This is a genomic window from Arthrobacter sp. B2a2-09 (genome assembly GCF_027587375.1).
GTDB lineage: Bacteria > Actinomycetota > Actinomycetes > Actinomycetales > Micrococcaceae > Arthrobacter.
In genome coordinates this window covers 248,349-272,098 of the sequence record NZ_JAMXIC010000004.1, presented here as the reverse complement: position 1 = coordinate 272,098, position 23,750 = coordinate 248,349, and the positions used below count along the sequence as shown (strand labels likewise).

At 64.5% G+C, this 23,750-nt stretch carries 20 protein-coding genes; 10 read left to right on the top strand and 10 right to left on the bottom strand.

What is annotated here, in order from left to right:
- Positions 1-134: 134 nt before the first annotated feature.
- Both NFJ07_RS06800 and NFJ07_RS06795 read left to right on the top strand, forming a co-directional pair.
- On the top strand, positions 135-1,937 hold the full coding sequence (locus NFJ07_RS06800) for a sensor histidine kinase (RefSeq protein WP_269993353.1): 1,803 nt from the start codon (positions 135-137) through the stop codon (positions 1,935-1,937).
- Positions 1,934-2,608 (top strand): response regulator, encoded by a 675-nt coding sequence (locus NFJ07_RS06795; RefSeq protein ID WP_269993352.1) that lies wholly within the window; start codon positions 1,934-1,936, stop codon positions 2,606-2,608. The genes NFJ07_RS06800 and NFJ07_RS06795 overlap by 4 nt, the downstream gene beginning before the upstream one ends.
- 76 nt (positions 2,609-2,684) lie before the next feature.
- Here NFJ07_RS06795 and NFJ07_RS06790 read toward each other — a convergent pair whose 3' ends face one another.
- Both NFJ07_RS06790 and NFJ07_RS06785 read right to left on the bottom strand, forming a co-directional pair.
- Positions 2,685-3,077, bottom strand: coding sequence for a RidA family protein (locus tag NFJ07_RS06790; protein ID WP_269993351.1), 393 nt, complete (start codon positions 3,075-3,077; stop codon positions 2,685-2,687).
- 57 nt (positions 3,078-3,134) lie between these two features.
- Complete coding sequence (locus NFJ07_RS06785) at positions 3,135-3,647, bottom strand: GNAT family N-acetyltransferase (RefSeq protein ID WP_269993350.1); 513 nt, start codon at positions 3,645-3,647, stop codon at positions 3,135-3,137.
- A gap of 568 nt (positions 3,648-4,215) precedes the next feature.
- Here NFJ07_RS06785 and NFJ07_RS06780 point away from each other — a divergent pair.
- Positions 4,216-5,565 carry an LLM class flavin-dependent oxidoreductase gene (locus NFJ07_RS06780; protein ID WP_269993349.1) on the top strand — a complete coding sequence of 450 codons (1,350 nt, stop codon included), beginning with the start codon at positions 4,216-4,218 and terminating at the stop codon, positions 5,563-5,565.
- Between the two features lie 73 nt (positions 5,566-5,638).
- Here the strand turns inward: NFJ07_RS06780 and NFJ07_RS06775 are convergent, their stop codons facing one another.
- The 8 genes from NFJ07_RS06775 to NFJ07_RS06740 all read right to left on the bottom strand — a co-directional run bounded on the left by NFJ07_RS06775 (position 5,639) and on the right by NFJ07_RS06740 (position 13,974).
- Positions 5,639-6,466 (bottom strand): inositol monophosphatase family protein, encoded by an 828-nt coding sequence (locus tag NFJ07_RS06775; RefSeq protein WP_269993348.1) that lies wholly within the window; start codon positions 6,464-6,466, stop codon positions 5,639-5,641.
- On the bottom strand, positions 6,463-8,724 hold the full coding sequence (gene ligA, locus NFJ07_RS06770; RefSeq protein ID WP_269993347.1) for an NAD-dependent DNA ligase LigA: 2,262 nt from the start codon (positions 8,722-8,724) through the stop codon (positions 6,463-6,465). Before ligA ends, NFJ07_RS06775 begins: the two co-directional genes overlap by 4 nt.
- A 91-nt stretch (positions 8,725-8,815) precedes the next feature.
- Entirely contained in the window at positions 8,816-9,436 is a 621-nt protein-coding gene (locus NFJ07_RS06765) for a hypothetical protein (RefSeq protein WP_269993346.1), read from the bottom strand.
- A 104-nt stretch (positions 9,437-9,540) separates the two neighbouring features.
- A complete protein-coding gene (locus NFJ07_RS06760; RefSeq protein WP_269993345.1) occupies positions 9,541-10,338 on the bottom strand; it encodes a PP2C family protein-serine/threonine phosphatase in 798 nt (265 codons plus the stop codon).
- Positions 10,338-11,501, bottom strand: coding sequence for an adenylate/guanylate cyclase domain-containing protein (locus NFJ07_RS06755; RefSeq protein ID WP_269993344.1), 1,164 nt, complete (start codon positions 11,499-11,501; stop codon positions 10,338-10,340). The genes NFJ07_RS06760 and NFJ07_RS06755 overlap by 1 nt, the downstream gene beginning before the upstream one ends.
- Entirely contained in the window at positions 11,491-12,126 is a 636-nt protein-coding gene (locus NFJ07_RS06750; RefSeq protein WP_269993343.1) for a PH domain-containing protein, read from the bottom strand. The genes NFJ07_RS06755 and NFJ07_RS06750 overlap by 11 nt, the downstream gene beginning before the upstream one ends.
- On the bottom strand, positions 12,119-13,027 hold the full coding sequence (locus NFJ07_RS06745; RefSeq protein WP_269993342.1) for a biotin--[acetyl-CoA-carboxylase] ligase: 909 nt from the start codon (positions 13,025-13,027) through the stop codon (positions 12,119-12,121). Before NFJ07_RS06745 ends, NFJ07_RS06750 begins: the two co-directional genes overlap by 8 nt.
- Before the next feature lie 47 nt (positions 13,028-13,074).
- The gene (locus NFJ07_RS06740; RefSeq protein ID WP_269993341.1) at positions 13,075-13,974 is read right to left on the bottom strand and encodes an SDR family oxidoreductase; all 900 of its coding nucleotides are present in this window, start codon (positions 13,972-13,974) and stop codon (positions 13,075-13,077) included.
- A 211-nt stretch (positions 13,975-14,185) separates the two neighbouring features.
- On the opposite strand from NFJ07_RS06740, the gene NFJ07_RS06735 reads away from it, so the two are divergent.
- The 7 genes from NFJ07_RS06735 to NFJ07_RS06705 all read left to right on the top strand — a co-directional run bounded on the left by NFJ07_RS06735 (position 14,186) and on the right by NFJ07_RS06705 (position 23,508).
- Positions 14,186-15,769 carry an acyl-CoA carboxylase subunit beta gene (locus tag NFJ07_RS06735; RefSeq protein WP_269993340.1) on the top strand — a complete coding sequence of 528 codons (1,584 nt, stop codon included), beginning with the start codon at positions 14,186-14,188 and terminating at the stop codon, positions 15,767-15,769.
- Positions 15,766-16,035: an acyl-CoA carboxylase epsilon subunit gene (locus tag NFJ07_RS06730; RefSeq protein WP_269993339.1), complete on the top strand. Its 270-nt coding sequence runs from the start codon at positions 15,766-15,768 to the stop codon at positions 16,033-16,035. Before NFJ07_RS06735 ends, NFJ07_RS06730 begins: the two co-directional genes overlap by 4 nt.
- A 196-nt stretch (positions 16,036-16,231) precedes the next feature.
- Positions 16,232-17,917 carry a DUF885 domain-containing protein gene (locus NFJ07_RS06725; RefSeq protein ID WP_269993338.1) on the top strand — a complete coding sequence of 562 codons (1,686 nt, stop codon included), beginning with the start codon at positions 16,232-16,234 and terminating at the stop codon, positions 17,915-17,917.
- A gap of 230 nt (positions 17,918-18,147) precedes the next feature.
- Positions 18,148-19,566: a dicarboxylate/amino acid:cation symporter gene (locus NFJ07_RS06720; protein ID WP_269993337.1), complete on the top strand. Its 1,419-nt coding sequence runs from the start codon at positions 18,148-18,150 to the stop codon at positions 19,564-19,566.
- Positions 19,567-19,663: 97 nt separating this feature from the next.
- Positions 19,664-20,149 carry a YbjQ family protein gene (locus tag NFJ07_RS06715; protein WP_269993336.1) on the top strand — a complete coding sequence of 162 codons (486 nt, stop codon included), beginning with the start codon at positions 19,664-19,666 and terminating at the stop codon, positions 20,147-20,149.
- 105 nt (positions 20,150-20,254) lie between these two features.
- Positions 20,255-20,959, top strand: a complete 705-nt coding sequence (locus tag NFJ07_RS06710) for a TetR/AcrR family transcriptional regulator (RefSeq protein WP_269993335.1) — start codon at positions 20,255-20,257, stop codon at positions 20,957-20,959.
- A gap of 26 nt (positions 20,960-20,985) precedes the next feature.
- Positions 20,986-23,508 (top strand): MMPL family transporter, encoded by a 2,523-nt coding sequence (locus tag NFJ07_RS06705; RefSeq protein WP_269993334.1) that lies wholly within the window; start codon positions 20,986-20,988, stop codon positions 23,506-23,508.
- Positions 23,509-23,750 lie beyond the last annotated feature (242 nt).

The following is a 23,750-nucleotide window of genomic DNA, read 5'->3' as shown; positions in this document are numbered from 1 at the left end:
GATTTGATTGGCATACTGCTGATTGAGAGCATTTTGCTCATTGTGCTCAATGCTTCAATGGAGAGGTAGACCTTGAAGTACAGCGCCGCTGCTGCCCCGCTCCAGCCGGCCACTCCCAGCCGGAAGGAGGCAGCATGCCGAAGCTTGCCCTGCGGTTCTCGACGCAGACCCTGCTCCTCCAGCTCGGCGTCGTCCTCCTGGTGGTGCTGCTCAGCGGCACCGTCCACGCGTGGCTCGTCTACGGGCGGATCGGCACAGAGGCAGAAAACCAGGCGCTTACCTTGGCGCGCACCGTGGCTTCGGATCCGGTGATCCGTTCCCAGGTCGAAACCATCAGCAAAGGGCCCGGAACCCCACCAGCTACGGTTCTCGCGGCTGGACCCATCCAAGCCGCTGCCGAGGCTGCCAGGAGCCGCACTGGCGCTTTGTTCGTGGTGGTCACGGACGAGACCGGCCTGCGGTTGGCGCACCCGGACCAAGCCCGACTCGGCGAACGGGTCAGCACCGATCCCTCGGATGCCCTGTCCGGGAAGGAAGTCACCACCAGGAATACCGGAACCTTGGGGCCGTCGGCGGGTGCCAAGGTGCCGGTTTACGCGCCGGGTTCCACAGCTACGGTGGTGGGCGAGATCAGCGTCGGCTACTCCATGGAGACCCTGGGCCAAAGCCTTGCCGAGGACATCGTCCCGATAGCCCTGACCGCGGCGGGCTCCCTGGTTGCCGGCGTCCTGGCGTCCTTCCTCCTCCGGCGCCGTTTGCAACGCCTGACCCTGGGCCTCGAACCCGAAGAGATCAGCACCCTGGTACATGACCAGGTTGCCGTGCTGCAAGGCGTGGACGACGGCGTGATCGGCATTTCCGCCGATGGCCGCATCACCGTCTTCAATGCCGCGGCAACGCGGCTGCTTGGTATGCCGGAAGCCTCGGGAGCTCCCGGCTCCCCGGCCACGGCCGGCGCCACCGATGGACATGTCCTGACCGGTACCGACTGGGAAAGAGCTGCCGTACCGGCGCAGCTGAAGGCCCTCACTCAACCCTCGGCACACGATGCCGAAGCCGTGGAAATCGTTGCGGGGGGCCGGGTCTTGGTTGCCAATGCCCGCAAGGCGCTGCACCGCAAAGAGGATCTCGGCTGGGTGGTCATGCTCAGGGATCGCACCGAGCTGCAGCAGCTGACACGCCAGCTCGACGCCGTCGGCACCATGTCCGCCGCGCTCCGGGCCCAGCGCCACGAATTCGCGAACCAGCTCCATACGATCGCCGGCTTCATGAGCATCGGCCAACACGGCCAGGCCAAGGACTACCTCGCCAAGATCTCCGCGACCGGGCCCCTGAAGTTTCCTGTCCAACAAGCCGAGCTCCTCCAGGATCCTTATCTGCAGGCGTTCGTCGGCGCAAAAAGCGTGGAAGCGGACGAGCGTGGGGTGGCATTGCGGATCGGTCCAGAGACCCTGGTGCGGGAGCACGTCACCGAGCCGCAGGACGTCACCACGGTGCTTGGCAACCTGATCGACAACGCCGTCAACGCCGCCGTCGCCGGCTCTTCGACGCAACGCTGGGTGGAGCTTGAGCTGCTCGACGAACCAGGGCCCGACGGCGGCACGCTGCACATCGTCGTCGCGGACTCCGGCGACGGCCTCGGCGGTGTCGAGCCCGAGAGGGTTTTCGTGGAGGGATTCACGACGGCGGAGCCCGCCGAAGGCCGTATCGGCAGCGCAGGTGGGCAGGGACTCGGCCTCGCGTTGGTCCGGCAACTCGCCCGCCGTCGCGGTGGCGACGTGCGCGTCCTGGAACCGGGCTCACCCGGCGGTCCTGGCGCCGTCTTCATGGCCACAATGCCGAAGGTTACCGGCGCGCCGGACGATGCCCCGGCAGCCGAACCCTCCCTAGCAGCCGAACGCTCCGCCGCAGCCGAACGCAAGGAAGGACACCAGTGAGCGAAGACTTCAGGGTGTTGATTGTGGATGACGATTTCCACGTCGCCAAGCTCCATGCCGCCTACGTGGACTCCGTGGCCGGTTTCCTTGCTTTGGCCCCGGTGGGATCCACGGCGCAGGCGCTCCAGTCCGTACATAGCCTTCGGCCGGACCTCGTGTTGCTGGATGTCTACCTGCCGGACGGTTCAGGCTTGGACCTACTGGGGCAACTCGATATGGATGCCATGATGCTGACCGCGGCTTCCGACGCGGTGTCCATCAGGACGGCCCTGCGCCGCGGGGCCTTGGCGTATCTGCTGAAACCGTTCACAGCTGAATCCCTGTCGCAGCAACTGCGTTCATATGCCAGATACCGGCGGATCCTCGGCCGGCAGCATGCCGTGGACCAGGACACGATCGAACGGGCCAAGCGGGCGCTCGTCGCAGGTGACGTGGCGCCGTCGGGCAAGCCGCGCTCGGCGACCGAAGCTTCGGTGCTGGACTCCTTGGCGCCGGGGGAACAATACTCGGCCTCGGAAGTGGCGGAACGGGTGGGCGTCTCACGCGCCACGGCGCAACGGTACCTCTCCTCGCTGGCCGATGATGGCGCCGTCGAGATCCAACTGCGTTACGGCAGCACCGGCCGCCCGGAACATCGCTACGGCGTCCCCGCGCGGCTCTCCCCCAAGTAGGCCCCACCCAACTGACTCGCAGTAGATGCCGTTATGAGGCGTCAAAACGACATCTACTGCGAGTCAGTTGGGATAGCTAGGCGCTCTTCTGGGCTACCAGTTCGATTTCGACCAGCATTTCCGGGTCGAGGAACGGCAGTACGTGGACCAGGGCAAGGGTGGGACGGATCTCGCCGAAGACTTCGCCGTGCGCGCGGCCGGCGTCTTCCCACTTGCTGATGTCGGTCAGGTAGAGCTTGGACTGCACGACGTCCTCGTAGGCGAATCCGGCGTCGGCCAGGACTGCACCCAGCTTTTCGAGGATGTATTTGGTCTGCGAGTAGAAGTCGTCGCCGACGATCGCGTTCTTGCCATCAACGGTTCCGGACGCCGCCGTGGCCGAAATGAAGAGAGTGTTGTCCACCTGGACCGCACGGGAGTATCCAAGGGTCTGTTCCCAGACCGAGCCCGTGCCGAATGTCTTGCGCATGCCGCGCCTTTCTCAGTTTCCGCACCCGGCCCGTTGGCCGGGGTTTACGAGGAAACTTTATGGCTGGCGGACATCCTGCCGGTAAACGAACAGCTTTATGTCGGTCCCGGGTACGAACCAATCGCGCTCGGGCTCACGCTCGAAACCGGTCTTGGCGTAGAGGGCATTGGCGCTTTCCCACGTGGCGCCTGTGGTGAGGGAAACAGCGTTGATGCCATCCATCGAGCGGGCTTGGTCGACTACCGCCTGCACAAGTGCCCGGCCCGCACCCGAGCGCTGAACTTCCGGATCAACTACCAAAGTGCGCATTTCGAGTTCGTCCGGAAGGCCAATATCCGAAAAGCCGCCTCCGGCCTTGGCTGACGTGACGGAGCCGATAACCTGGCCATCGCGCTCGGCGACGAAAACGTCGGCATACCGGGCGCGGCCTGCCACATCGCGCAGCTTCTCCAGGTACGGATGGTCCGGGCTGCCATAGTAGCCAGCGGTCACGTAGGACGCCATCGTGATACGGGCTACGGCGTCGTAGTCTTCGGGCAGGGCGGGACGGACGCTAATCTGCGAATGCACTGATCCATGGTAGTCGGGTCCGCGGTGCCGCGGGTGCCAAAGCGGCGTTTCCGTGACCGAACTATCACCCCGGGGCCGCACGCTCGCTCAGATATGCACCCCAATCCCCCGACGCTCGCTCAGATACATGTGAGCGAGCGTTGAGGAAATACCCCACATATGTGAGCGAGCGTCAGGTAGTACGACGGCGGCGGGCATCTTAGCGGCGCCGCACCCCCGATGCTCGCTCAGATACGCACCCCAATCCCCCGACGCTCGCTCAGATACGCACCCCAATCCCCCGATGCTCGCTCAGATATGCACCCCAATCCCCCGACGCTCGCTCAGATACGCACCCCAATCCCCCGACGCTCGCTCAGATACATGTGAGCGAGCGTTGAGGAAATACCCCACATATGTGAGCGAGCGTCGGGACCGCTCAAACATTGCTTCGCGTGGCGCCAGATTGAGTCTGGTTTCGGGCTGTGAAGCGCGGTTTCCTGCTGTTGCGGAAAGGTTTCGCGATGCTGGCGCGGGGCGGTTGTGGCGTGGTTGATTGGCGAGCAGGACACCACGAAAGGACCCCAGCATGAGCCCGCAACAACGCACACTACACTTGAACGCATTCCTCATGAGCACCGGCCATCACGAGGCTTCCTGGCGGCTACCGGAAAGCAACCCGCGCGCCAGCACCGACATCCGGCACTACCAAAACCTCGCACAAATCGCCGAGCGTGGCACGTTCGACTCCATCTTCTTCGCCGACTCCCCCGTGATCTTCGGCGACGTCGGACGCCGTCCCTCGGGCAAGCTGGAACCGACGGTGCTGCTCACCGCAATTGCGGCTGCCACCGAAAAGATCGGCCTCATCGCCACAGCGTCCACCACGTACAACGATCCCTTCAACCTGGCCCGGCGCTTCGCTTCGGTGGACTTCGTCAGTGGCGGTAGGGCTGGTTGGAACGTGGTGACCACAGCCGGACCGGAAGCAGCGCGGAACTTCGGTATAGCCGATCAGCCAGCCCACGCCACCCGCTATGAACGGGCAGCCGAATTCCTGGAGGTGGCGGCCAAGCTCTGGGACAGCTGGGAGGACGACGCCGTCCTTGCCGACAAGGAAGCCGGCGTCTGGGCAGACTCAGCCAAGGTCCGGCCCATCAACCACGTGGGCAAGCACTTCCGTGTCCGCGGACCGCTCAATGTGCCGCGTTCTCCCCAAGGCCATCCCTTGATCGTCCAGGCGGGCTCCTCCGAGAACGGCAAGGGCCTGGCCGCCAGGTACGCCGAGGCCGTTTTCACAGCCCAGCAAACCCTGGAAGATGCCCGGGCGTTCTATGGAGACCTGAAGGCTCGGACCGTCGCCCTCGGCCGGCCGGCAGAGAGCATCAAGATCCTGCCGGGAATTGTCCCGGTGATCGCCTCCACGCAATCCGAAGCGCTGCGCCTGGAACGTGAACTGGATGAGCTGATCCGGCCCGAATACGCGAGGGCCGAGCTAGCCAAGACGCTCCGCGTGAAGCCTGAAGACCTGCCGTTGGACCGCCAGCTTCCCGCGGATCTCCCAGACGAGGACTCGATCGAAGGAGCGAAGAGCCGATACACCCTCATTGTGGAGCTTGCCCGCCGGGAGAAACTCACGGTACGCCAGCTGATCGGCAGGCTGGGAGGCGGCCGCGGCCACCTGACTTTCGCGGGAACCCCGGAGCAAGTGGCCGATGCGATCCAGCTGTGGTTCGAAAGCGGCGCGGCCGATGGCTTCAACATCATGCCGGCCGTTCTACCGTCAGGTCTCGAAACCTTCGTTGACCAGGTGGTGCCGGTGCTGCGGCAACGGGGACTGTTCCGCAGCGAATACACCGGCAGCACGCTGCGGGACCACTACGGCTTGGAGCGCCCCGCCAACCGCTTCTCGATAACTGGGTCGCTCGCCGGGGTCTGATGCGCTAGCTCGCCGGGGCCGGGCCGGAAGCGCACGACGGCGGCCGGGCCGCCGTCGGGAAAACCCCGCGATCTTAGAGCGGGAACTTGCCCGAGAGCTCAAGGGTTCCCGCGCAGGTCCACGCTTCCAAACGGTCCGCGTCCGTGGGGCCGCCGTCCAGCGGGCTGGTCAGCCGTGGGCGGCGGACCCAGCATCCGGCTTCCTCGGCGATCAAGGCACCCGCCGCGTAGTCGTGTTCGTTGAGCCCGCGCTCTCCAAAGGCATCGTGGGTTCCATCGGCCACGAGGCAGAGATCCAACGCAGCGGAGCCGAGCCGGCGGAGATCGGCAAAGCCGTCCATGAGGTTCCCGAGCCCCGCGAACTGCTCGGCCCTCGTGGCCGGATCGTAGCTGAACCCGGAGGCCACAATCAGTCCCGTGCGGCCCAGGAGCGGTCCACTCAGCTGGGTGCGCTGCCCGTTTTCTTCAAGCCACGCTCCGTGGCCACGTGCCGCCGAGTAGATGCGTCCCAGCGCGGGGGCGTTGACGACCCCGGCCAGCCAGACGCCGTCGGCATCCGCAACGGCCACAGACGTGGCGTAGTAGACGATATTTCGGATGAAGTTGGTGGTGCCGTCCAGGGGGTCGATGGACCATCGGTAGCCACTGGGCTGCTCGGGCCTGGTGGTGCCGTGCTCTTCGCCCGTGATGGTGTCATGCGGGCGGGCTGCGGTAATGGCGCCCCGCACAGCATTCTCGGCCGCGACGTCGAACGCCGTCACCCAGTCGCCGGCGTCGCCTTTGTTCACGACGCCGAGGTTCCCCGCCGAGTTGGGGCCTGCAGGCCGGGCGGCGAGTACTTCCGCTCCTGACGCGGCCGCCGTGTGGGCGACAGCGAGAAGCTCCAAAACATCGGCCGTCATTCGGAGGCTTCCATTTCCGCCACAGCAACGGCTGCGTCTTCATCATCCAGGGCCGTGCCGCCGGCGGGTTCCAGGACGCCGTCGAGCAATGCCTTGAAGCCGTCCTCGTCCAATACCCGGATGCCGAGCTGCTCAGCTTTGTCCAGCTTGGAGCCTGCGTTCTCACCGGCCACGACGTAACTGGTGTTCTTGGAAACCGAGCCGGATGCCTTGCCGCCCCTGATGATGATGGCCTCCTTGGCTTCGTCCCGGCTCAGCGTGGGGAGGGAGCCCGTCACCACGATGGTGAGGCCTTCGAGGTTCCGCTGGATGCCGGCATCGCGTTCGTCGACCATGCGCACCCCGGCGGCTGCCCAGCTATCCACGATTTCCTGGTGCCAGTCAACGGCAAACCATTCCTTGAGTGCCGCGGCAATGGTCGGTCCCACCCCGTCCACGTTGGCCAGTTCCTCCTCGGAGGCGGCCCGGATTGCTTCCATGCTCCCAAGGGCCGTGGCCAGGGCCCGGGACGCAGTGGGGCCGACGTGGCGGATGGACAGGGCAACAAGGACTCGCCAGAGGGGTTGCGTCTTGGCTTTCTCGAGTTCCTTGAACAGTTTGTCCGTGGTGGCCGTGGGTTTTGAAGGGGTCTTGGCGGTGGCCTTGGAATAGAAGTAGGGCACCAGCTCGAACGTTCCCGTGCCCACGCCTTTGGAGCGCTTCTCACGGTGGATGCGGACCTCGGCGAGATCCTCCGGTGTGAGGCTGAACAGGGCCGCCTCACTGCGCAGGGGCGGAGTTTCCGGTTCCGCAGGCTGGGTGAGGGCGATGGCTGCTTCCCACCCCAGTGCCTCAATGTCGAAGGCGCCCCTGCTCGCCACGTGGAAGACACGCTCGCGCAGCTGGGACGGGCACGACTTCGCGTTGGGGCAGCGGATATCGACGTCGCCTTCCTTTGCCGGAGCCAGGGGCGTGTGGCAGGAGGGGCATTCCGTGGGCATCACGAACTCACGCACCGGAGGATCCTGCTGATCACGAAGCGCCAATACCGGCCCGACGATCTCGGGAATGACATCGCCGGCCTTCCGCAGGACTACGATGTCGCCGATCATGACACCCTTGGCCTTGACCACATCCTGGTTGTGCAGGGTGGCCATCTCCACAGTGGATCCAGCCACCTTGACCGGTTCCATCACACCGTAGGGAGTGACGCGGCCGGTGCGGCCAACGTTGACCTGGATGTCCAGCAGCTTGGTGTGGACTTCCTCCGGCGGGTATTTGTAGGCAACGGCCCAACGAGGCACCCGCGAGGTGTAACCGAGGGCACGCTGCGTGGCGAAGTCGTCGATCTTGACCACGATGCCGTCGATCTCGTGCAGGAGGTCGTGCCGATGGTCGCCGAAGTGCTTGATGAAGTCCAGGACCTCCTCAAAGGAGTCCAGGACCTTCAGGTAGGGGCTGACCGGCAGGCCCCACGCCTCCAGCAGCTTGTACGTTTCCGACTGGCTCGCGGAATCAAGTCCTTCGCGGGCCCCGATGCCGTGGACGAACATCCGCAACGGACGCTTGGCCGTTTCCGCGGGGTCCTTCTGGCGCAGGGAACCGGCCGCGGCGTTGCGGGGGTTGGCCAACGGCGCCTTGCCGGCCTCGATCAGCGCCTCGTTGAATTCAGCGAAAGCCTTGGACGGAATGAAGACTTCGCCCCGGATTTCCACCTCGGACGGAAATCCGCTGCCGCTGAGCTGGCGCGGGATCTCCTTGATGGTGAGCACGTTGTGGGTGATGTCCTCGCCCGTGGTGCCGTCTCCGCGCGTGGCGGCACGAACCAGCTTGCCGTCGCGGTAGAGCAGGTTCACTGCCAGGCCGTCGATCTTCAGCTCCGTCAGCCACGCAATGGGGGAAGCCGCCGTGCCCAACTTTTCGACCGAAGCCTCGGCCTTGCGGACCCACGCTTCCAACTCGTCCAGCGAGAAGACATCCTCAAGGCTGTACATCCTCTGAAGGTGCTCGACGGCGGCGAACGCGGCCGACACCTCGCCGCCCACTTCCTGCGTAGGCGAATCGTTGGACACAAGCTCTGGATGCAGCGCTTCGAGTTCCTCAAGGCGGCGGTACAGGGAATCGAACTCGGCATCCGAAACCGTCGGCGCATCTTCCTGGTAGTACGCGTAGCGGTACTTGCGGACGAGGTCCGCGAGGTTTTCGTACTCTTCCCGTACGGCTTCCGTTGGAACTGCGGTTTCGCTCTCTGCTGTGCTCACGTACCTATCTTGCCGCAAAGCCGCGACAAAATAGGGCCGCTGGGCGACAAGCAGGAATCACAAGCAGGGGCGACAAGCAGGAATCGCAAGCAGGGACCACAAGCAGGAATCAGTGCGAGAAGCGGTGGCGGCTCCACAATGCGAAGGCAATGCCGCCGGCCGCCACCAAAAGCACGCCGCCCATGATGGCAATCACGGCGAACATGTCGGAACCGGGCCCCTTGGCATCGCTCACCGCGGCGGCCTGGGTGGCCTTGAGCCCGTCCTGGATGGGGGTATTCCAATTGGACGACGCCGACGGCGAGGCGCTGCTCGTCGTCGGGCTGTCCGACGGAGTCGCCGGGCTGGAGGCCTCAGGAGCCTCCGACGGCGCCACGCTCGGTTCCGGTTCCACGGTCACCTGTGTCATGGGGGCCGGCGTGGGCGCTGCAGGTGCGGGCGCCACCGGGGCGGGTTGAACGGGCACGACGACGGGTGGCTTGGAGGGCGCGGGATCCACCACTATCGGCTGGGTCGGCTCAGGTGATACCGGTGCTGGGGCCGGGGACGGGATCGGGGCAGTGGTCGATTGGCTATTCTGAGGGGCCACGACGGTCTCGGCGTGGGCCGAAAGCAGCGGGAAAGCGCACATCGCCACAGCCATGGCAATGCCCGCGAGGACAACTGAGAACGGGCGTCGAACAGCGGCACGGGTCGCGCCGCCAGAGCGCACGGAGGAGCGTTGGGTCATGTTTACCTCTGCAGGACGGCACGGGCCGCCCGGAGTTGGGGTGGTATTGACCGGAATCTTCCTACAAAGTCCGGGCGTGTCGCAAATCCCGTTCCCCAAAAACGCTATTGGGAGGAGCGGGTACCGGCCTCTTCGGCGTCGTTTTGCGCGATCCTGGCATCCACCACAATCGCGGTGACGTTGTCCCGTCCACCACTCAGCAACGCCTCCTGGATGAGGGCATCCACCGCGTCCTGGGGCTTCTCCACGGTGCACAGGATCCGGAACATGTGCTCGTCGCTCAGCTCACCCGTGAGTCCGTCCGAGCAGATCAGTATCCGGTCTCCTTCCTGGATGGGCAGCAACCAGAAGTCCGCTTCGTTTTCGCCGCCGGTGCCGAGTGCCCGGGTCACCACATGGCGGCGCGGATGCACCGTGGCCTCTTCACGGGTGATGCTGCCGGCGTCCACGAGTTCCTGGACTTCCGAATGGTCCACGCTGATCTGCCTGAGATCGCCGGCGCTCAAGCGATACGTCCGCGAATCACCGATGTTCATGACCAGCCAATACGGGACGCCCATGTGCTCTGCGACGACGACGCCGGACAGCGTGGTTCCGGCGCGGCCACCCGTGGCGCTCCGGATCTGGGAGTCGGCGGCAAGGATGCACTTTTGCAAGCCAACGGCGGTCGCCGACCGCACGCCCGCCGCCAATTGCGGCATGCTGCCAAGGGTACGTACGCACAACGCGCTGGCAATCTCGCCTGCCTCATGCCCGCCCATACCGTCAGCCACCGCGAAGACCGGATCCACTGCAATGAGCGAATCTTCGTTGAGTTCGCGGCTGAGCCCACGGTCCGTCCCGTAGCCATAGCTCAACGTGAATCCCGGCTCAGGGGCGGTCGCTGCGGACTGTGTATTCATCAGTCGAGAACCAGTCCCTTACCAAGGCCGCGGGCAAGCCGGACGGGGAGGATTTCGCCGAAGCCACGAACGTTCTCGGCCGTCTGCGGAACCAAGACGAAGCGTTCGTCCTGGCCCAGCGCTGCTGCCGTCATCTCGTCCACCAGGACCGTGCCGGGTTCAGCCAAGGCCGTAAGGCGGGCCGCCAAGTTGACGGTAGGGCCGTAAATATCGCCGAGACGGGAAAGGATGCGTCCCCAGACCATGGCCACCCGGGCTTCTGGCAGGATTTCGTCTTCAGTGAAGGCTTGGGCGAGCGCCAAGGAGATCTCAGCACCCGCGGCCGGCGTCTCGGCGATGTAGAGGACTTCGTCGCCGACGGTCTTGACCAGGCGTCCGCCGCCGATGGAGATGATCTCCGCGCACTTGTTCTCGAAGCGCTGGACCAACTGGGCCAGGGTTTTCTCGTTCATGCGGCGCGACAAGCTCGTGTAGGAGACGAGGTCGGCAAAGCCCACGGCGCGCGCCAAGGGCAACGGGGCATCGTCTTCGTCGCCTTCGCGGCCGGCCTCGCTGGCCTGCAAACCGGCCTCGGCACGGACGGCCAGGCGCTGAACGCCGGCGTTCATCTGGCGGCGCCACGAGTACAGCAGGATCTCTTCCATGGCATCCACGAGGTTGGGCAGTTCGTTGACCAATTGTTTGCGGGCAACGGCATCGGGAATGCCCTGCTGCACCACCATGTCTTCGATCAGTGCCTCGACTTGCCACACCACCATGCGGTCGGTCATCTGGCCGATGGCGCGCGTCACGGAAATGGCAGCTTCCTCGGTGAGCTTTCCGGCGCGGACAAGGTCAAGGATGGTGGAAAGCGCCCCAAGGTCGCGCTCGGTGAACGCCACGTCCTGGTCGCCGAAGTTGGGAAAACCCAGCGCCCGCCATAGCTTGCGGGCTGACAACAGCGAGACGCCTGCGCCCGCCGCCACTTCGCGTCGCCGGAGCTTGCGTTCCCCGCCAAGGAGCCTCGTTTCCAGGGCCTTGATGGCAAGCCGTTCTGCTGACAGGGCACCGGTTGGCGGGGACACGACGGGGAGGACCCCCGTTGGTGCTTGGTCTACGGAAGGTTCGGGCACGGCGTCGGGCTCGTGGTCCATGTACTCAGGCTCCTGCTCGTCAACGCTCATCTCTTCCACCTTCTCTCATATCCCAGGGCAACGCGGCATCCGGGTAGTCAACCGGCCCGGCAAAATGGCCATAATCGCCGGTATCCGTCACAGTCCCGGGGCCGAACCCGGCACTCGTCGGAAGCTCGGCCATGGCATCCAGGATGAAACTTCGAAACTTGCCGACCTCCGGAACGTCCGCGAGAACGGCCTCGCCGGGGTGCCCGGTATCCAAGGATATATTCCCGGAGCGCAATATCCGTTGGAGCAGCGATTGTTTGATCCCCACGCTGCGCACCGCGGCCAGCGGAACCTGCCAGTCGCCCCGGCGAAGCATTCCGAAACGGGCAACTATCCGTCCGTTTGTCAGGATGTACCGTATGCCACGCCAGCGGATGAATCGCGGGAGGCTGTAGCCGAGCAGCACGAGTGCCACTATGGCCAGGCACGCGGTCACCAACCATTGGGTCCAGTCGCTCGTGATGACCGGAAGCAACTTGCCTGGTCCGCCCTTGACTATCCATGCACAGGCGAACGCCGCCGCAGCGGGGACCAGTATGAATGCCAGGACGGGACCAAAGAGCATCCTGGGCTGCTGCCGCGTGATCACGATGACTTGCTCCCCACGCAGGAGCTCTTTACGCATAACCGCTTTCGGTAGCCCTCAGATGGACGACGTCGCCGGCGGTCACGACGTGCTCACGGCCACCATGGTCCACCACCAGAAGGGAACCATACTCATCCAACCTGGACGCATGCCCCACCAATTCGTGGTCGCCGGGTAAATGCGCCTTCACTTCGCGTCCCAGGGTGACCATGACAGCTTCCACCCGCTTGTGCAGGGAGGAGCCGCCAGCCAATCCCGCTGTAGGGTCGCCGTCGGCGTTGCAGAAACTGCGGTAGAGCGCCGCGAAGCGCGACAAGTAGTTCCGAAGGAGGACGGTGCGGTCCGTGGTCGTGGCGCCCTCGAGCAGGAGGGAGGTGGCCGTCGGGACAGGCAATTCATCCTCGCTGAGCGTCACGTTGAGTCCGGTACCCAGGATCACGGCCGGAACCGATCCGTCCCCCATCGGCCCCATCTGGGCCAGGATGCCGGCAATCTTCTTGCCTCGGACGAGGACATCGTTGGGCCACTTGATCTCGGCAGGCAGGCCGGCGCTTTCCAGGAGGGTCTCGCGCAAGGCCAGCGCGCCCAGGAGGGACAGCCAGGAGTAGCTCTGGGTCGGGACGGGCAGCCCTTGGGAATTGACGGGACGCAGGACGATCGAAACGGAAATCGCCGAACGTGCGGGAGATTCCCAGTGACGGTCGAGCCGGCCCCGCGCCGCCGTCTGGTGCTCGGCGGTGAGGACTGCGAGGTCGGCCCATTCCTTGGGCTCCGTGGTGACGGCGCGCAGCAGATCAGCGTTCGTGGAGCCGGTGGTCTCCACGATCTTCAATTGCGAAATACCGGCGGCCGCGAGGAAGTCGGGGTGAAGCAGGGCATCACGGTCCAGGCCCGAGCGCGGGGCACGTGGTTCGCTGCTGGCAGGCTGTTCGACATCCATAGACAGAATCCTATCCAGCCAAGCTGGTCCCGGAAGAAGTTGTCCGCTTAGAGGAAGATATCCGCCACCAGCTTCTCCTCGGGTGCGCCCAGACTGTAGGGCCTGAAGTCTGAAACGCCCGCAGCCCTGAGCACTTGTTCGTCCGTGTAGAAGTTGCCCGTATTGCTTGTCGAACCGCCTGAGTCTGCGGTCAGGTTTGACCCGGTCAGGACAGCGTGGGCCGCATCGGCCATGATTTCCGAACCTCTGGCGGCTTGGACGATCTGTTCCCCGCCAGGCATATTTCGGATGGCGGCGGTATCGATAAGCGTGCAGGGCCACAGCGAGTTGACCGCCACGCCGTCGTTCTTGAGTTCTTCGGCCAGACCCAGCGTGGTGAGGCTCATGCCGTACTTGGCCATGGTGTACGCCAAGTGCATGCCGGCCCACTTCGGGTCGAGGTTCAGCGGCGGAGAGAGAGTCAGGATGTGCGCGTTGCTCGATTTCCGCAGGGCCGGAAGCGCGAGCTTGGACAGCAGGAAGGTGCCGCGGACGTTGATGTCCTGCATGAGGTCATAGCGTTTCATGTCAATCGCGTCAGTGCGGGAGAGATCTATCGCCGAGGCGTTGTTGACCACGACGTCGATTCCGCCAAAGCGCTCGACGGCGGCGGCAACCGCCGCGGCAACGTCGCCGTCGTTTCGGACATCTCCCACGAGCGGCAGCGCCTGGCCGCCGGCCGCTTCCAGTTGCTCAGCGGCCGTGAAGACCGTTCCTTGCAGCTTCGGGTGCGGTTCTCCGGTTTTGGCCATGATGACGATATTGGCGCCGTCGCGGGCAGCCCGGGTGGCGATTGCCAAGCCGATGCCGCGGCTGCCGCCGGACATCAGGATGGTGCGGCCCTTTAGTGATCCACGTGCCTGGTAGGGAAGGACAGGGCTTGCAGAAGCATCGTTGCTCGAGGTCATGAGGACACTGTAGCCCAACTATGTTACTGGCGAGTAACATTGCTCGATGCTCGACTTGAAGTCGGAAAATTGTAGGGTTTCTACAGCGGTCTGTGGCTTTTGCGTCATTAGACTAGCCAACAGGGCCCGCACTTTGTACGGATGCTACTTAAGAGCGCATGCCTAACGAAGCAGTGCCAGCGTAAATCAGCTACAGAGCCGGAGACATTTGATGAGCCACGATCTGACAACGACAGCGGGAAAGATTGCCGACTTCCGCGACCGCCAGGCCCGTGCAGAACAACCTTCCGGCCCCGAAGCCATCGAGAAGCAGCATGCCCGCGGCAAGAACACCGCCCGTGAACGCATCGACATGCTCCTCGACGAAGGCTCCTTCGTAGAGTTCGACGCCTTGGCCGTCCACCGCTCCACCGCGTTCGGCATGGAGAAGAAGAAGCCCCTCGGCGACGGCGTGGTCTCAGGCTACGGCACCGTCGACGGCCGCCTCGTCGCCATCTATAGCCAGGAATTCAGCGTTTACGGCGGTTCCCTGAGCCAGGTCAACGGCGAGAAGATCGTCAAGGTCCAGGAATTCGCGCTCCGCAACGGCTGCCCGATGGTGGGCATCAATGACGGCGGCGGCGCGCGCATCCAGGAAGGCGTCGCCTCGCTGGCCATGTTCGCCGACATCTTCCGCAACAACGTCCATTCTTCCGGCGTCGTCCCCCAGATTTCCCTCATCATGGGCCCGTGCGCCGGCGGGGCCGCCTACTCCCCCGCCCTCACCGACTACGTGGTGATGGTGGACAAGACCTCCCACATGTTCATCACCGGCCCCGACGTCATCAAGACGGTCACCGGCGAAGACGTGGACATGGAAACCCTCGGCGGCGCGCGCCAGCACAACGCCACCACCGGCACCTCCACATACCTCGCCAGCGACGAAGCCGACGCGATCGAGTTCGTCCGCGAACTCCTGGACTTCCTGCCGTCCAACAACCTGTCCGAGGCCCCCGTCCTGGAGCACGAGCAAGAGCTGGAACTCGACGACGACGACCTCACCCTGGACACGCTCATCCCGGACTCGGCCAACCAGCCCTACGACATCCGCAAGGTCATCGAGCAGATCGTGGATGACGCCCATTTCCTCGAAATGCAGTCGCTTTACGCCCCCAACGTGATCATCGGCTATGGCCGGGTTGAAGGCCACACGGTTGGGATCGTGGCCAACCAGCCCATGCAGTTCGCCGGCACGCTGGATATCTCCGCTTCGGAAAAGGCCGCCCGCTTTGTCCGTCACTGCGATGCCTTCAACGTTCCGATCATCACTTTGGTGGACGTCCCGGGCTTCCTGCCCGGCAAGGACCAGGAATTCCAGGGCATCATCCGCCGTGGAGCCAAGCTGCTTTACGCCTACGCCGAGGCCACCGTGCCCAAGCTGACGGTCATCACCCGCAAGGCCTACGGCGGAGCGTACATCGTGATGGGTTCCAAGAAGCTTGGAGCCGACTTGAACTTGGCCTGGCCTACGGCACAGATCGGCGTCATGGGCGCCCAGGGTGCCGTCAACATCCTGTACCGCCGCGATCTTGCCGCTGTCGCCGAGGCCGGTGGCGACGTCGAAGCCAAGCGTGCCGAGATCATCCGCCAGTACGAGGAAGAACTCCTCAACCCCTACCAGGCAGCCGAGCTTGGCTACGTCGACGCTGTCATCGCGCCGTCGGAGACCCGCCTGCAGATCATCAAGGGCCTCCGCGCCCTTCGCGACAAGCGCGCCAGCCTGCCCACCAAGAAGCACGGAAACATCCCCCTGTGAGCGTCGAACAGAACCTTCCGGACTCCGGGCCCGATTCCGCTGACGCGGCGCCGGCCGAGCCGTTGCTTTCGGTTGCGTTGCTTTCGGTCGTGAAGGGCGACCCGACGCCGGAAGAGCTCGCGGCGCTTGCCGCCGTCGTGGCTTCCCTTGGATCGCCGGGGGAAGCCGAAACTGTGCTGCCCAGCACCCGGCACTGGCTGCGACGCCAGCAACTGCGCCTGGATCCCACGCCCGGGCCAGGCGCCTGGAAGCGCAGCCGGGGCTGAGTCCCGTGGTGACCCAACTGAGTCGCATTTGATGTCGTTTTGAAGGCTCAAAACGACATCAAATGCGGGGGCCCACGCCGCCAGGGTTCCCTGGCCGAGCTTGCGAGGCGAGGGTGGCGGTGGGGACAGTTGGGTTTGCCGAGGAAACCGTGCAACAACCCTTTCACAAGAGTCTTGTCGCGGTTAGGCTCGTGGGGTGACTACTCCTAACACAGCTCCGGCACGCCTCCAGACTGCCATCGACGCGGTCGCCGACGCCTACACGGACACCCTCCTTGCCCTCAACCCGAGCCTCGCCACCACCCTCGGCCTGCCCGGACACGAAACCGAATACCAGGATTTCTCGCCTGCCGGCGCGGCGGCATTCGCCAAGGCAGCAGGCCGCACCCTCGACGAGCTGGCCGCCCTCGAACCGGCGGACGCCTCCGATGTCGTCACCCTTGACGCGATGCGGGAACGGCTAGGCCTGGCCCTCGAGATCCACGAGTCCGGTTGGGACGCCGCGGACCTGAACAACATCGAGTCTCCGGCCCAAACCATTCGCGCGATCTTCGACCTCATGCCTACCGATACTGCCGAACACTGGGAGCACATCGCCGGCCGCGCGGCCAACGTTGTGGAAGCGATCGACGGGTACATCGTTTCCCTTCGTTCGGCCAAGGACTCCGGGAAGGTCTCCGCGGTCCGCCAAGTCAAGATCGTCATCGAACAGACCAGCAAATACGCGGCCGAAGACGGCTTCTTCGCCAGGCTCGCCTCCGAAGCCACCATCGATGGCCAGCCGCTGTCGGCGGAACTGCAGGAAAAGCTCGACGCCGGTGCCGCCGTCGCACGTTCCGCCTACTTGCGCCTTGCCGCCTTCCTCGAAGCGGAGCTTCTGCCCTTCGCGCCGGAAAAGGACGCCGTGGGCCGGGAACGCTACGCGCTAGCCTCGCGTTCCTTCCTCGGAGCAACCGTGGACCTGGAGGAAACGTACGCCTGGGGCGTGCAGGAACTCGACAGGCTCATCGCCGAACAGGAACGGGTGGCCGAGCAAATCAAGCCCGGCGCGTCCATCGAGGAAGCCAAAGCCATCCTCGACAACGATCCCGAGCGGCAAATCAAGGGCACCGATGCCCTCAAAGCCTGGATGCAGGAGCTCTCCGACCGCGCAGTATCCGAACTGGCCGACGTCCACTTTGACATCCCGGACATCATGAAGACGCTCGAATGCCGCATCGCGCCCACGGACGAAGGCGGCATCTACTACACGGGTCCCTCTGACGACTTCTCACGGCCCGGCCGCATGTGGTGGTCCGTCCCCGCCGGCGAAGACACCTTCACCACCTGGGCCGAAACCACCACAGTGTTCCACGAAGGCGTCCCCGGCCACCACCTCCAGGTGGCCACCGCCGTCTACCGCCGCGAACTCCTCAACAACTGGCGACGCAACGTCTGCTGGGTCTCAGGGCACGGAGAAGGCTGGGCCCTCTATGCCGAAAAGCTCATGCTGGAGCTCGGCTACCTCAAGGACCCGGGCGACCACATGGGCATGCTGGACATGCAGCGCATGCGCGCGGCCCGCGTGGTGTTTGATATCGGCGTCCACCTCGAGCTGCAAGTTCCGGAACGTTGGGGCAGCGGCACCTGGACCTCGGAAAAGGGCTTCGAATTCCTCAAGGCCAACCTTCCCATCAGCGCGGGCCAGCTCCAGTTCGAATTCACCCGGTACCTCGGCTGGCCGGGCCAGGCTCCGTCTTACAAGGTGGGGCAGCGCCTCTGGGAAGAAATCCGGGCTGAACTCGAACGCCGCGACGGATTCGACCTGAAGTCCTTCCACACGGATGCGCTGAACATCGGCTCGGTTGGCCTGGATACGCTTCGCCGGGCGCTGCTGGGGTAACCCAACTGACTCGCATTTGTTGTCGTTTTGAGCCTTCAAAACGACAACAAATGCGAGGTAGATGGGTCAAGCCGCAGGAGACATTCCCCACATTCCGTCCGGGAATAACTTCATAAATGGGTGGATCGGCGGCGAATTCGTGGGCTTGTTTGATTGTTGGTCGGAATTGTTCTCGTAACATTTCTCAACGTCGGGTCGCGGTGGTATTTGTCGGGGCCTAGTTTGTTCCGGTGAGCAATTCATCCAACACTTTGACTTCCGCCGGAAAGACCTCGTCCCGGCTTCCCAAGTGGGCAACGTCCTTCGGCGTCCAGATCATCGCGGCCCTGGTGATCGGCCTGGCCCTCGGTCTTCTGGCCAAAGCCACCGGCAGCACCACGAAGGCTCCCAACGGGCTCGGCGCTACGCTGCAGACCATCGGCTCAAGCTACGTCTCGCTGTTGCAGACCGCCGTCGTGCCCTTGATCTTCACCGCAGTGGTGAGTTCCATCGCGAACCTCCGCCAAGTGTCCAATGCGGCGAAACTGGCGTGGAACACCTTGCTCTGGTTCGCTATCACCTCGCTCATCGCCGTGATGATCGGCATCGGACTTGGAGTGCTCTTGCAGCCGGGCTCCGGGACGGGCATCACCAAGAAGGCCGAGTACGCCGGGAAGACCGGCGACTGGTGGGCGTTCCTCACCGGCCTCTTCCCCAAGAATTTCCTGGGCATTGGCGGCAGCACTACCGTCACGGACGGCGTCGCCAGCACTTCGATCACCTTCAACGTGCTGCAGATCCTGGTGATCGCCATCGCCGTCGGCGTCGCAGCCCTCAAGGTCGGCAAGCAGGCCGAACCGTTCCTGAACCTCAACGCTTCCGCCCTGGCCGTCATCCAGAAGGTCCTCTGGTGGATCATCCGCATCGCCCCGCTGGGCACCATCGGCCTGATCGGCAACGCTGTGGCCGTCTACGGTTGGGACACGATTGGTTCGCTCGGCAAGTTCACGGTGGCCATCTACGCAGGCCTCGCCCTGGTGCTCTTCGTCGTCTACCCCATCCTGGTCAAGACCCATGGACTGTCTGTCAAGCAGTACTTCTCGGGCGTGTGGCCCGCCGTGCAGCTGGCGTTCGTCTCGCGTTCCTCGATCGGCACGCTGCCGCTCACGCAGCGCGTCACCGAACGCAACCTCGGAGTTCCCCAGGGATACGCATCCTTCGCCGTGCCGCTCGGCGCCACCACCAAGATGGACGGTTGCGCTGCCATCTACCCGGCCGTTGCAGCGATCTTCGTCGCCCAGTTCTTCGGCATCAACCTGGACTTCAGTCAATACCTGCTGATCGTAGTTGTTTCGGTCCTTGGCTCCGCGGCAACAGCAGGTACTACGGGCGCCGTCGTCATGCTCACGCTCACCCTGTCCACGCTGGGACTGCCGCTTGCCGGCGTCGGGCTCCTCCTGGCGATCGACCCCATCCTGGACATGGGCCGCACGGCCGTCAACGTGGCAGGACAGGCGCTCGTTCCGGCCATCGTCGCCAAACGGCAGGGAATCCTGGACGAATCGCTCTACAACGCGCCCCGCAAGGGAACGGCGTTCGCGGACGAGACTGAGTCTGCGTCTCCGGAGGCATCCGAGGATACTCGCGAGCTCGCTGACGCCAAGGCCTAACGGCGGCTCACCATCGCAACGACAAATCCCCGGGGAATGCCCTGGGGATTTGTCCATTTAACCGTGGGAAACGGTCAATTCTGGATAGGCTCTGTCCATGCTGATAGTCACCTCAAACAAGATTCCGGGCCACAGGATCGACGCCGTCTTCGGCGAAGTCATGGGCCTCACCGTCCGCTCACGGGATCTCGGCTCCCAAATGATGGCCGGTTTCCGCTCCCTCGGCGGCGGCGAACTGCCCGAAATGACCAAGGCCCTCTATGAAAGCCGCCAGGAAGTCATGGCCCGCATGGTCAACGAGGCACAGCAGCGCGGCGCGAACGCAATCGTCGCCATGCGCTTCGACACGTCCGAGATGGGAGGCAACTGGACCGAAGTGTGCGCCTACGGCACTGCGGTGTTCGCCATCCCCCTGGGCGAAGGCGAGCCCGGCGCCACAGGCCAGTCGATCTACCTGACCAGCGCCGCAGCCCAGCAGTCCGCCCAGCCCACGACGCCGGCGGCACCGCAGGGACAAACGGCACCGCCAGCGCCCGGACAGTTCCCCGCTCAGCACTCTCCCCAACAGCCTTTCCAGCAGTAAGGCGGACGACAACGGCCGGCGACGCACAAGCGTCGCCGGCCGTTCGCTTTGGTGCTCCGGAGATTTAACTTGCCCGGAGTGCAAAGTTGCACTTAGTGTAAATACGTGACAACTTCCGACACCACCGCCCTCCCCTCGCGCCGGGAACAAAACAAACTGGCCACCCGCCAAGCGATCGCGGACGCAGCCCTCGCCATGTTGCGCAGCAGGGGCGTTGGCAATTTCACCGTGGAAGACATCGCGGAAGGGGCCGGCGTATCCCGGCGCACCTTCTTCAACTACTTCCCCAGCCTCGAAGCCGCTTTGGCCTCCGTGACCGAAGGTTTCCTGGACCATGCCCTGGAACAGTTCCGATTGCGCCCTTCGGACGAACCCATCCTCGATTCCGCCCGGGCCGCCCTCATGGCGCTGGCTGACCCTATGACGGTCTCCCCCATGGCCGAGCTCTTCAGCCTGACCCACGACAACCGGGCCCTGGTCCGTTCCGAACTCGAAGCCTGGGACCACTGCACCACGCAGATCATCGAGGCCGCCCGTCATCGCCTAGGCCCGGATGTCAATGAGCTCTATTTGCGGGCCTTGGCCGGGTCCATCATTTCGTGCGGCAAGGCGGCCATGAGCGTCTGGTTCGAACAACACGGCCCGGATCTTTCCCCTGAATCCCTGGCGAGCTTGCGGCAGCACTTGATCGACGCAATTGGCCTGCTCGGTTCGGGCTTCACGGCACCCGCCGCTCACAGCCCTGGGCCGGTTCAAAACCCGGCATCGCACGGCACACAGCCGGGGGCAGACCCCCAACACTCGGCATAACCACACACCGACAGATCGGTTCCGATATGGCACTCCTGCTCTACCGTCTTGGCAAGTTCTCCTACCGTCACCGCTGGCTGGTGATCTCCCTCTGGCTAGCCGTGCTTGTGGCCGTCGGCGGCTCCGCGGCCGCCTTCCACGGCACCATGTCCAACAACTTCCAGATCCCCGGCACCGAGACCCAGCAGATGCTGGACAAGCTCAAGAAGGACCTTCCGGCGTCCTCGGGTGGTTCCGCGGGAATCGTCTTCGAAGCCGGCGACGCCGGATTCAACCAAGCCGGCAAGGACGCCATTGCGTCGGCCCTCGCTCAGCTCGAAAAACTGCCGGACGTGCAGTCCACGGTCAACCCCTTCACAACCCAAGCCACGTTGGACAAGGCACCGTCCGATCTTGCTGCCGGGGAACAGAAAGCGGCCGCCGGGCAGGCTGAGTTGGACAAGGCCCGGGCCACGCTCGACGCGGGTGATGCCCAACTCAAGGCCGCCGAGCAGCAAATGACCACTGCGGGCATGCCCGCTGCGCAGATCCAGGCCCAACTTGCCCCGCAGAAGGCCGAGCTGCTGGCCGGGCGCCAAAAGCTTGATGCCGGCCAGAAGCAAGCCACTGATGGTGCCGCTGCCCTTGCGTTGGCCAAACGCCAGGTGACAGCTTCCCAAGGCATGCGTTTCGTCTCCGAAGACGGTAAAGCGGCGATCGCCCAGGTCCAGTTCAAGACCTCCATCAACGGCCTGACCCCCGCCGTCCGGCAGCAAGTCCAGGACATTGTCCACGGAGTCTCCTCGGCAGGTGTCACAGCCCTGGCTAGCAAGGAAATCACCGAGGACGTCTCCCAATTGTTCGGTGTCTCGGAAATCATCGGCATCGCCGTGGCGGCCATCGCCCTCATCGTGATGCTGGGAACGCTCGTCGCCGCGGGCCTCCCCCTCCTCATGGCGATCATTGGCGTGGCCGTGGGCGTCGGCGGAACCATTGCCCTCACCGGTGTCATTGACATGAGTTCCATTTCCCCGATGCTCGCGCTCATGCTGGGCCTCGCCGTCGGAATCGATTATTCGCTCTTCATCGTCAACCGCCACCGCGGCCAATTGCTTTCGGGGATGGACGCGGAGGAATCAGTGGCTCTTGCCACCGGTACCTCGGGCAACGCCGTCCTCTTCGCCGGCCTCACTGTCGTCATCGCGCTTGCCGCACTGGTGGTTCCGGGGCTCCCGTTCCTGGCCGTCATGGGCCTGTCGGCCGCGGCGACCGTGGCAGTCGCCGTCGTCGTCTCCCTCACGCTGACTCCGGCAGTCCTCTCGCTAGTGGGCCGCAAGCTGATTTCCAAGCGGGCTTGGGCCAAGGCAGAGCGCCACAACGCGGAGCCGGACCACGCCTCTGCGGACCGCGCCGAGGACCAGCGCCGGAGCAGCGGTGGTTGGGGCGGGCTGGTGACCCGGCATCCGGTGGTCTCGCTGCTTGCCGGCGTCGTGCTGCTCGGAGTGCTGGCCCTCCCGGCCTCCCAGCTGCGCCTCGCTCTGCCCGACGGCGGTTCGGAACCCGTGGATTCGCAAGCGTTCAAGGCCTACGACCTCACCCGCACGAGCTTCGGCGAAGGCATGACCGGTCCCATAGTGGTTGTCGGCACGTTCCCGTCCGGCCTCAGTGACGACCAGGCCAAGACCAAGCAGTTCGACGTCGCGGACAAACTGCGCAGCGTCGACAACGTCGTGGCAGCCGTTCCGGTGGCCCTCAGCCAGGATCACCGCACTGCCGTTTTCCAGGTCATCCCCAAGGACGGGCCCGCGAGCGCCAGTACCGTCCAGGTGGTCTCGGAACTGCGTGCGAAGGGTTCGGAAATCCAGCAAACCACGGGCGCCACCATCGGGCTGACGGGGCAAACAGCCGGCAACATCGACGTCTCCGCGAAGCTCGGTGCCGCGTTGCCGCCATACTTGGCGATCGTCGTCGGGCTCTCGCTGGTCCTCCTGCTGCTGGTGTTCCGCTCGATCGTCGTCCCGCTGCTCGCCACCGGCGGCTTCCTGCTCTCGCTCGCGGCAGCCTTTGGCGCAGTGGTGGCCGTATACCAGTGGGGCTGGCTGGGTACCGTGTTCGACGTGCCCAATCCCGGAGCCGTGCTGAGCTTCCTGCCGATCATCCTGATTGGTGTGCTGTTCGGCCTGGCCATGGACTACCAGGTGTTTATCACCTCGGGCATGCGCGAATCGTTCATGCACGGGGAGAACGCGAAGCAGGCGGTCCGAAGCGGCTTCAGCCATGCCGCAGCTGTGGTCACGGCCGCCGCCATCATCATGGTCAGCGTGTTTGCCGGCTTCATCTTCAGCCACCTGACCATGGTCCGGCCGCTCGGTTTCGCGATGGCGTTCGGCGTGCTCGTGGATGCGTTCGTGGTGCGGATGACCATTGTTCCGGCCGTGATGTACCTGTTGGGCGAAAAAGCCTGGTGGCTGCCGCGCTGGCTGTCCCGGATCCTGCCCGACGTCGACGTCGAGGGTGCCAAGCTGCAGCGCACGACGGCGGCAGGCGGGGCCAAGGAGCTGGTCCACTAAGGGTCTGCTTTTGTTCCAATGCGCCCGGAGCGGGCGTCGGTTCTGCGTTCAGGACCGACGCCCGCTCACTTTCAACGCACTTTCCCCAAACCCTCGCTCACCTATGGGGCCCTTTCCCCAAACGCTCGCTCACCTATGGGGCCCTTTCCCCGAACGCTCGCTCACCTGAATTCAAGGGACATGTCCACCCTGGGGTCATGTCTGCAGGAGCGTTCACCGCATGGGCGGCATAAGTGAGCGAG

Bases quoted from the DNA above. Each gene is read 5' to 3' on its own strand.
- NFJ07_RS06800 (WP_269993353.1), top strand. From the start codon at position 135: ATGCCGAAGCTTGCCCTGCGGTTCTCGACGCAGACCCTGCTCCTCCAG.
- NFJ07_RS06790 (WP_269993351.1), bottom strand. From the start codon at position 3,077: ATGCGCAAGACATTCGGCACGGGCTCGGTCTGGGAACAGACCCTTGGA.
- NFJ07_RS06780 (WP_269993349.1), top strand. From the start codon at position 4,216: ATGAGCCCGCAACAACGCACACTACACTTGAACGCATTCCTCATGAGC.
- NFJ07_RS06775 (WP_269993348.1), bottom strand. From the start codon at position 6,466: ATGACGGCCGATGTTTTGGAGCTTCTCGCTGTCGCCCACACGGCGGCC.
- NFJ07_RS06765 (WP_269993346.1), bottom strand. From the start codon at position 9,436: ATGACCCAACGCTCCTCCGTGCGCTCTGGCGGCGCGACCCGTGCCGCT.
- NFJ07_RS06760 (WP_269993345.1), bottom strand. From the start codon at position 10,338: ATGAATACACAGTCCGCAGCGACCGCCCCTGAGCCGGGATTCACGTTG.
- NFJ07_RS06755 (WP_269993344.1), bottom strand. From the start codon at position 11,501: ATGAGCGTTGACGAGCAGGAGCCTGAGTACATGGACCACGAGCCCGAC.
- NFJ07_RS06750 (WP_269993343.1), bottom strand. From the start codon at position 12,126: ATGCGTAAAGAGCTCCTGCGTGGGGAGCAAGTCATCGTGATCACGCGG.
- NFJ07_RS06745 (WP_269993342.1), bottom strand. From the start codon at position 13,027: ATGGATGTCGAACAGCCTGCCAGCAGCGAACCACGTGCCCCGCGCTCG.
- NFJ07_RS06740 (WP_269993341.1), bottom strand. From the start codon at position 13,974: ATGACCTCGAGCAACGATGCTTCTGCAAGCCCTGTCCTTCCCTACCAG.
- NFJ07_RS06735 (WP_269993340.1), top strand. From the start codon at position 14,186: ATGAGCCACGATCTGACAACGACAGCGGGAAAGATTGCCGACTTCCGC.
- NFJ07_RS06715 (WP_269993336.1), top strand. From the start codon at position 19,664: ATGCTGATAGTCACCTCAAACAAGATTCCGGGCCACAGGATCGACGCC.
- NFJ07_RS06705 (WP_269993334.1), top strand. From the start codon at position 20,986: ATGGCACTCCTGCTCTACCGTCTTGGCAAGTTCTCCTACCGTCACCGC.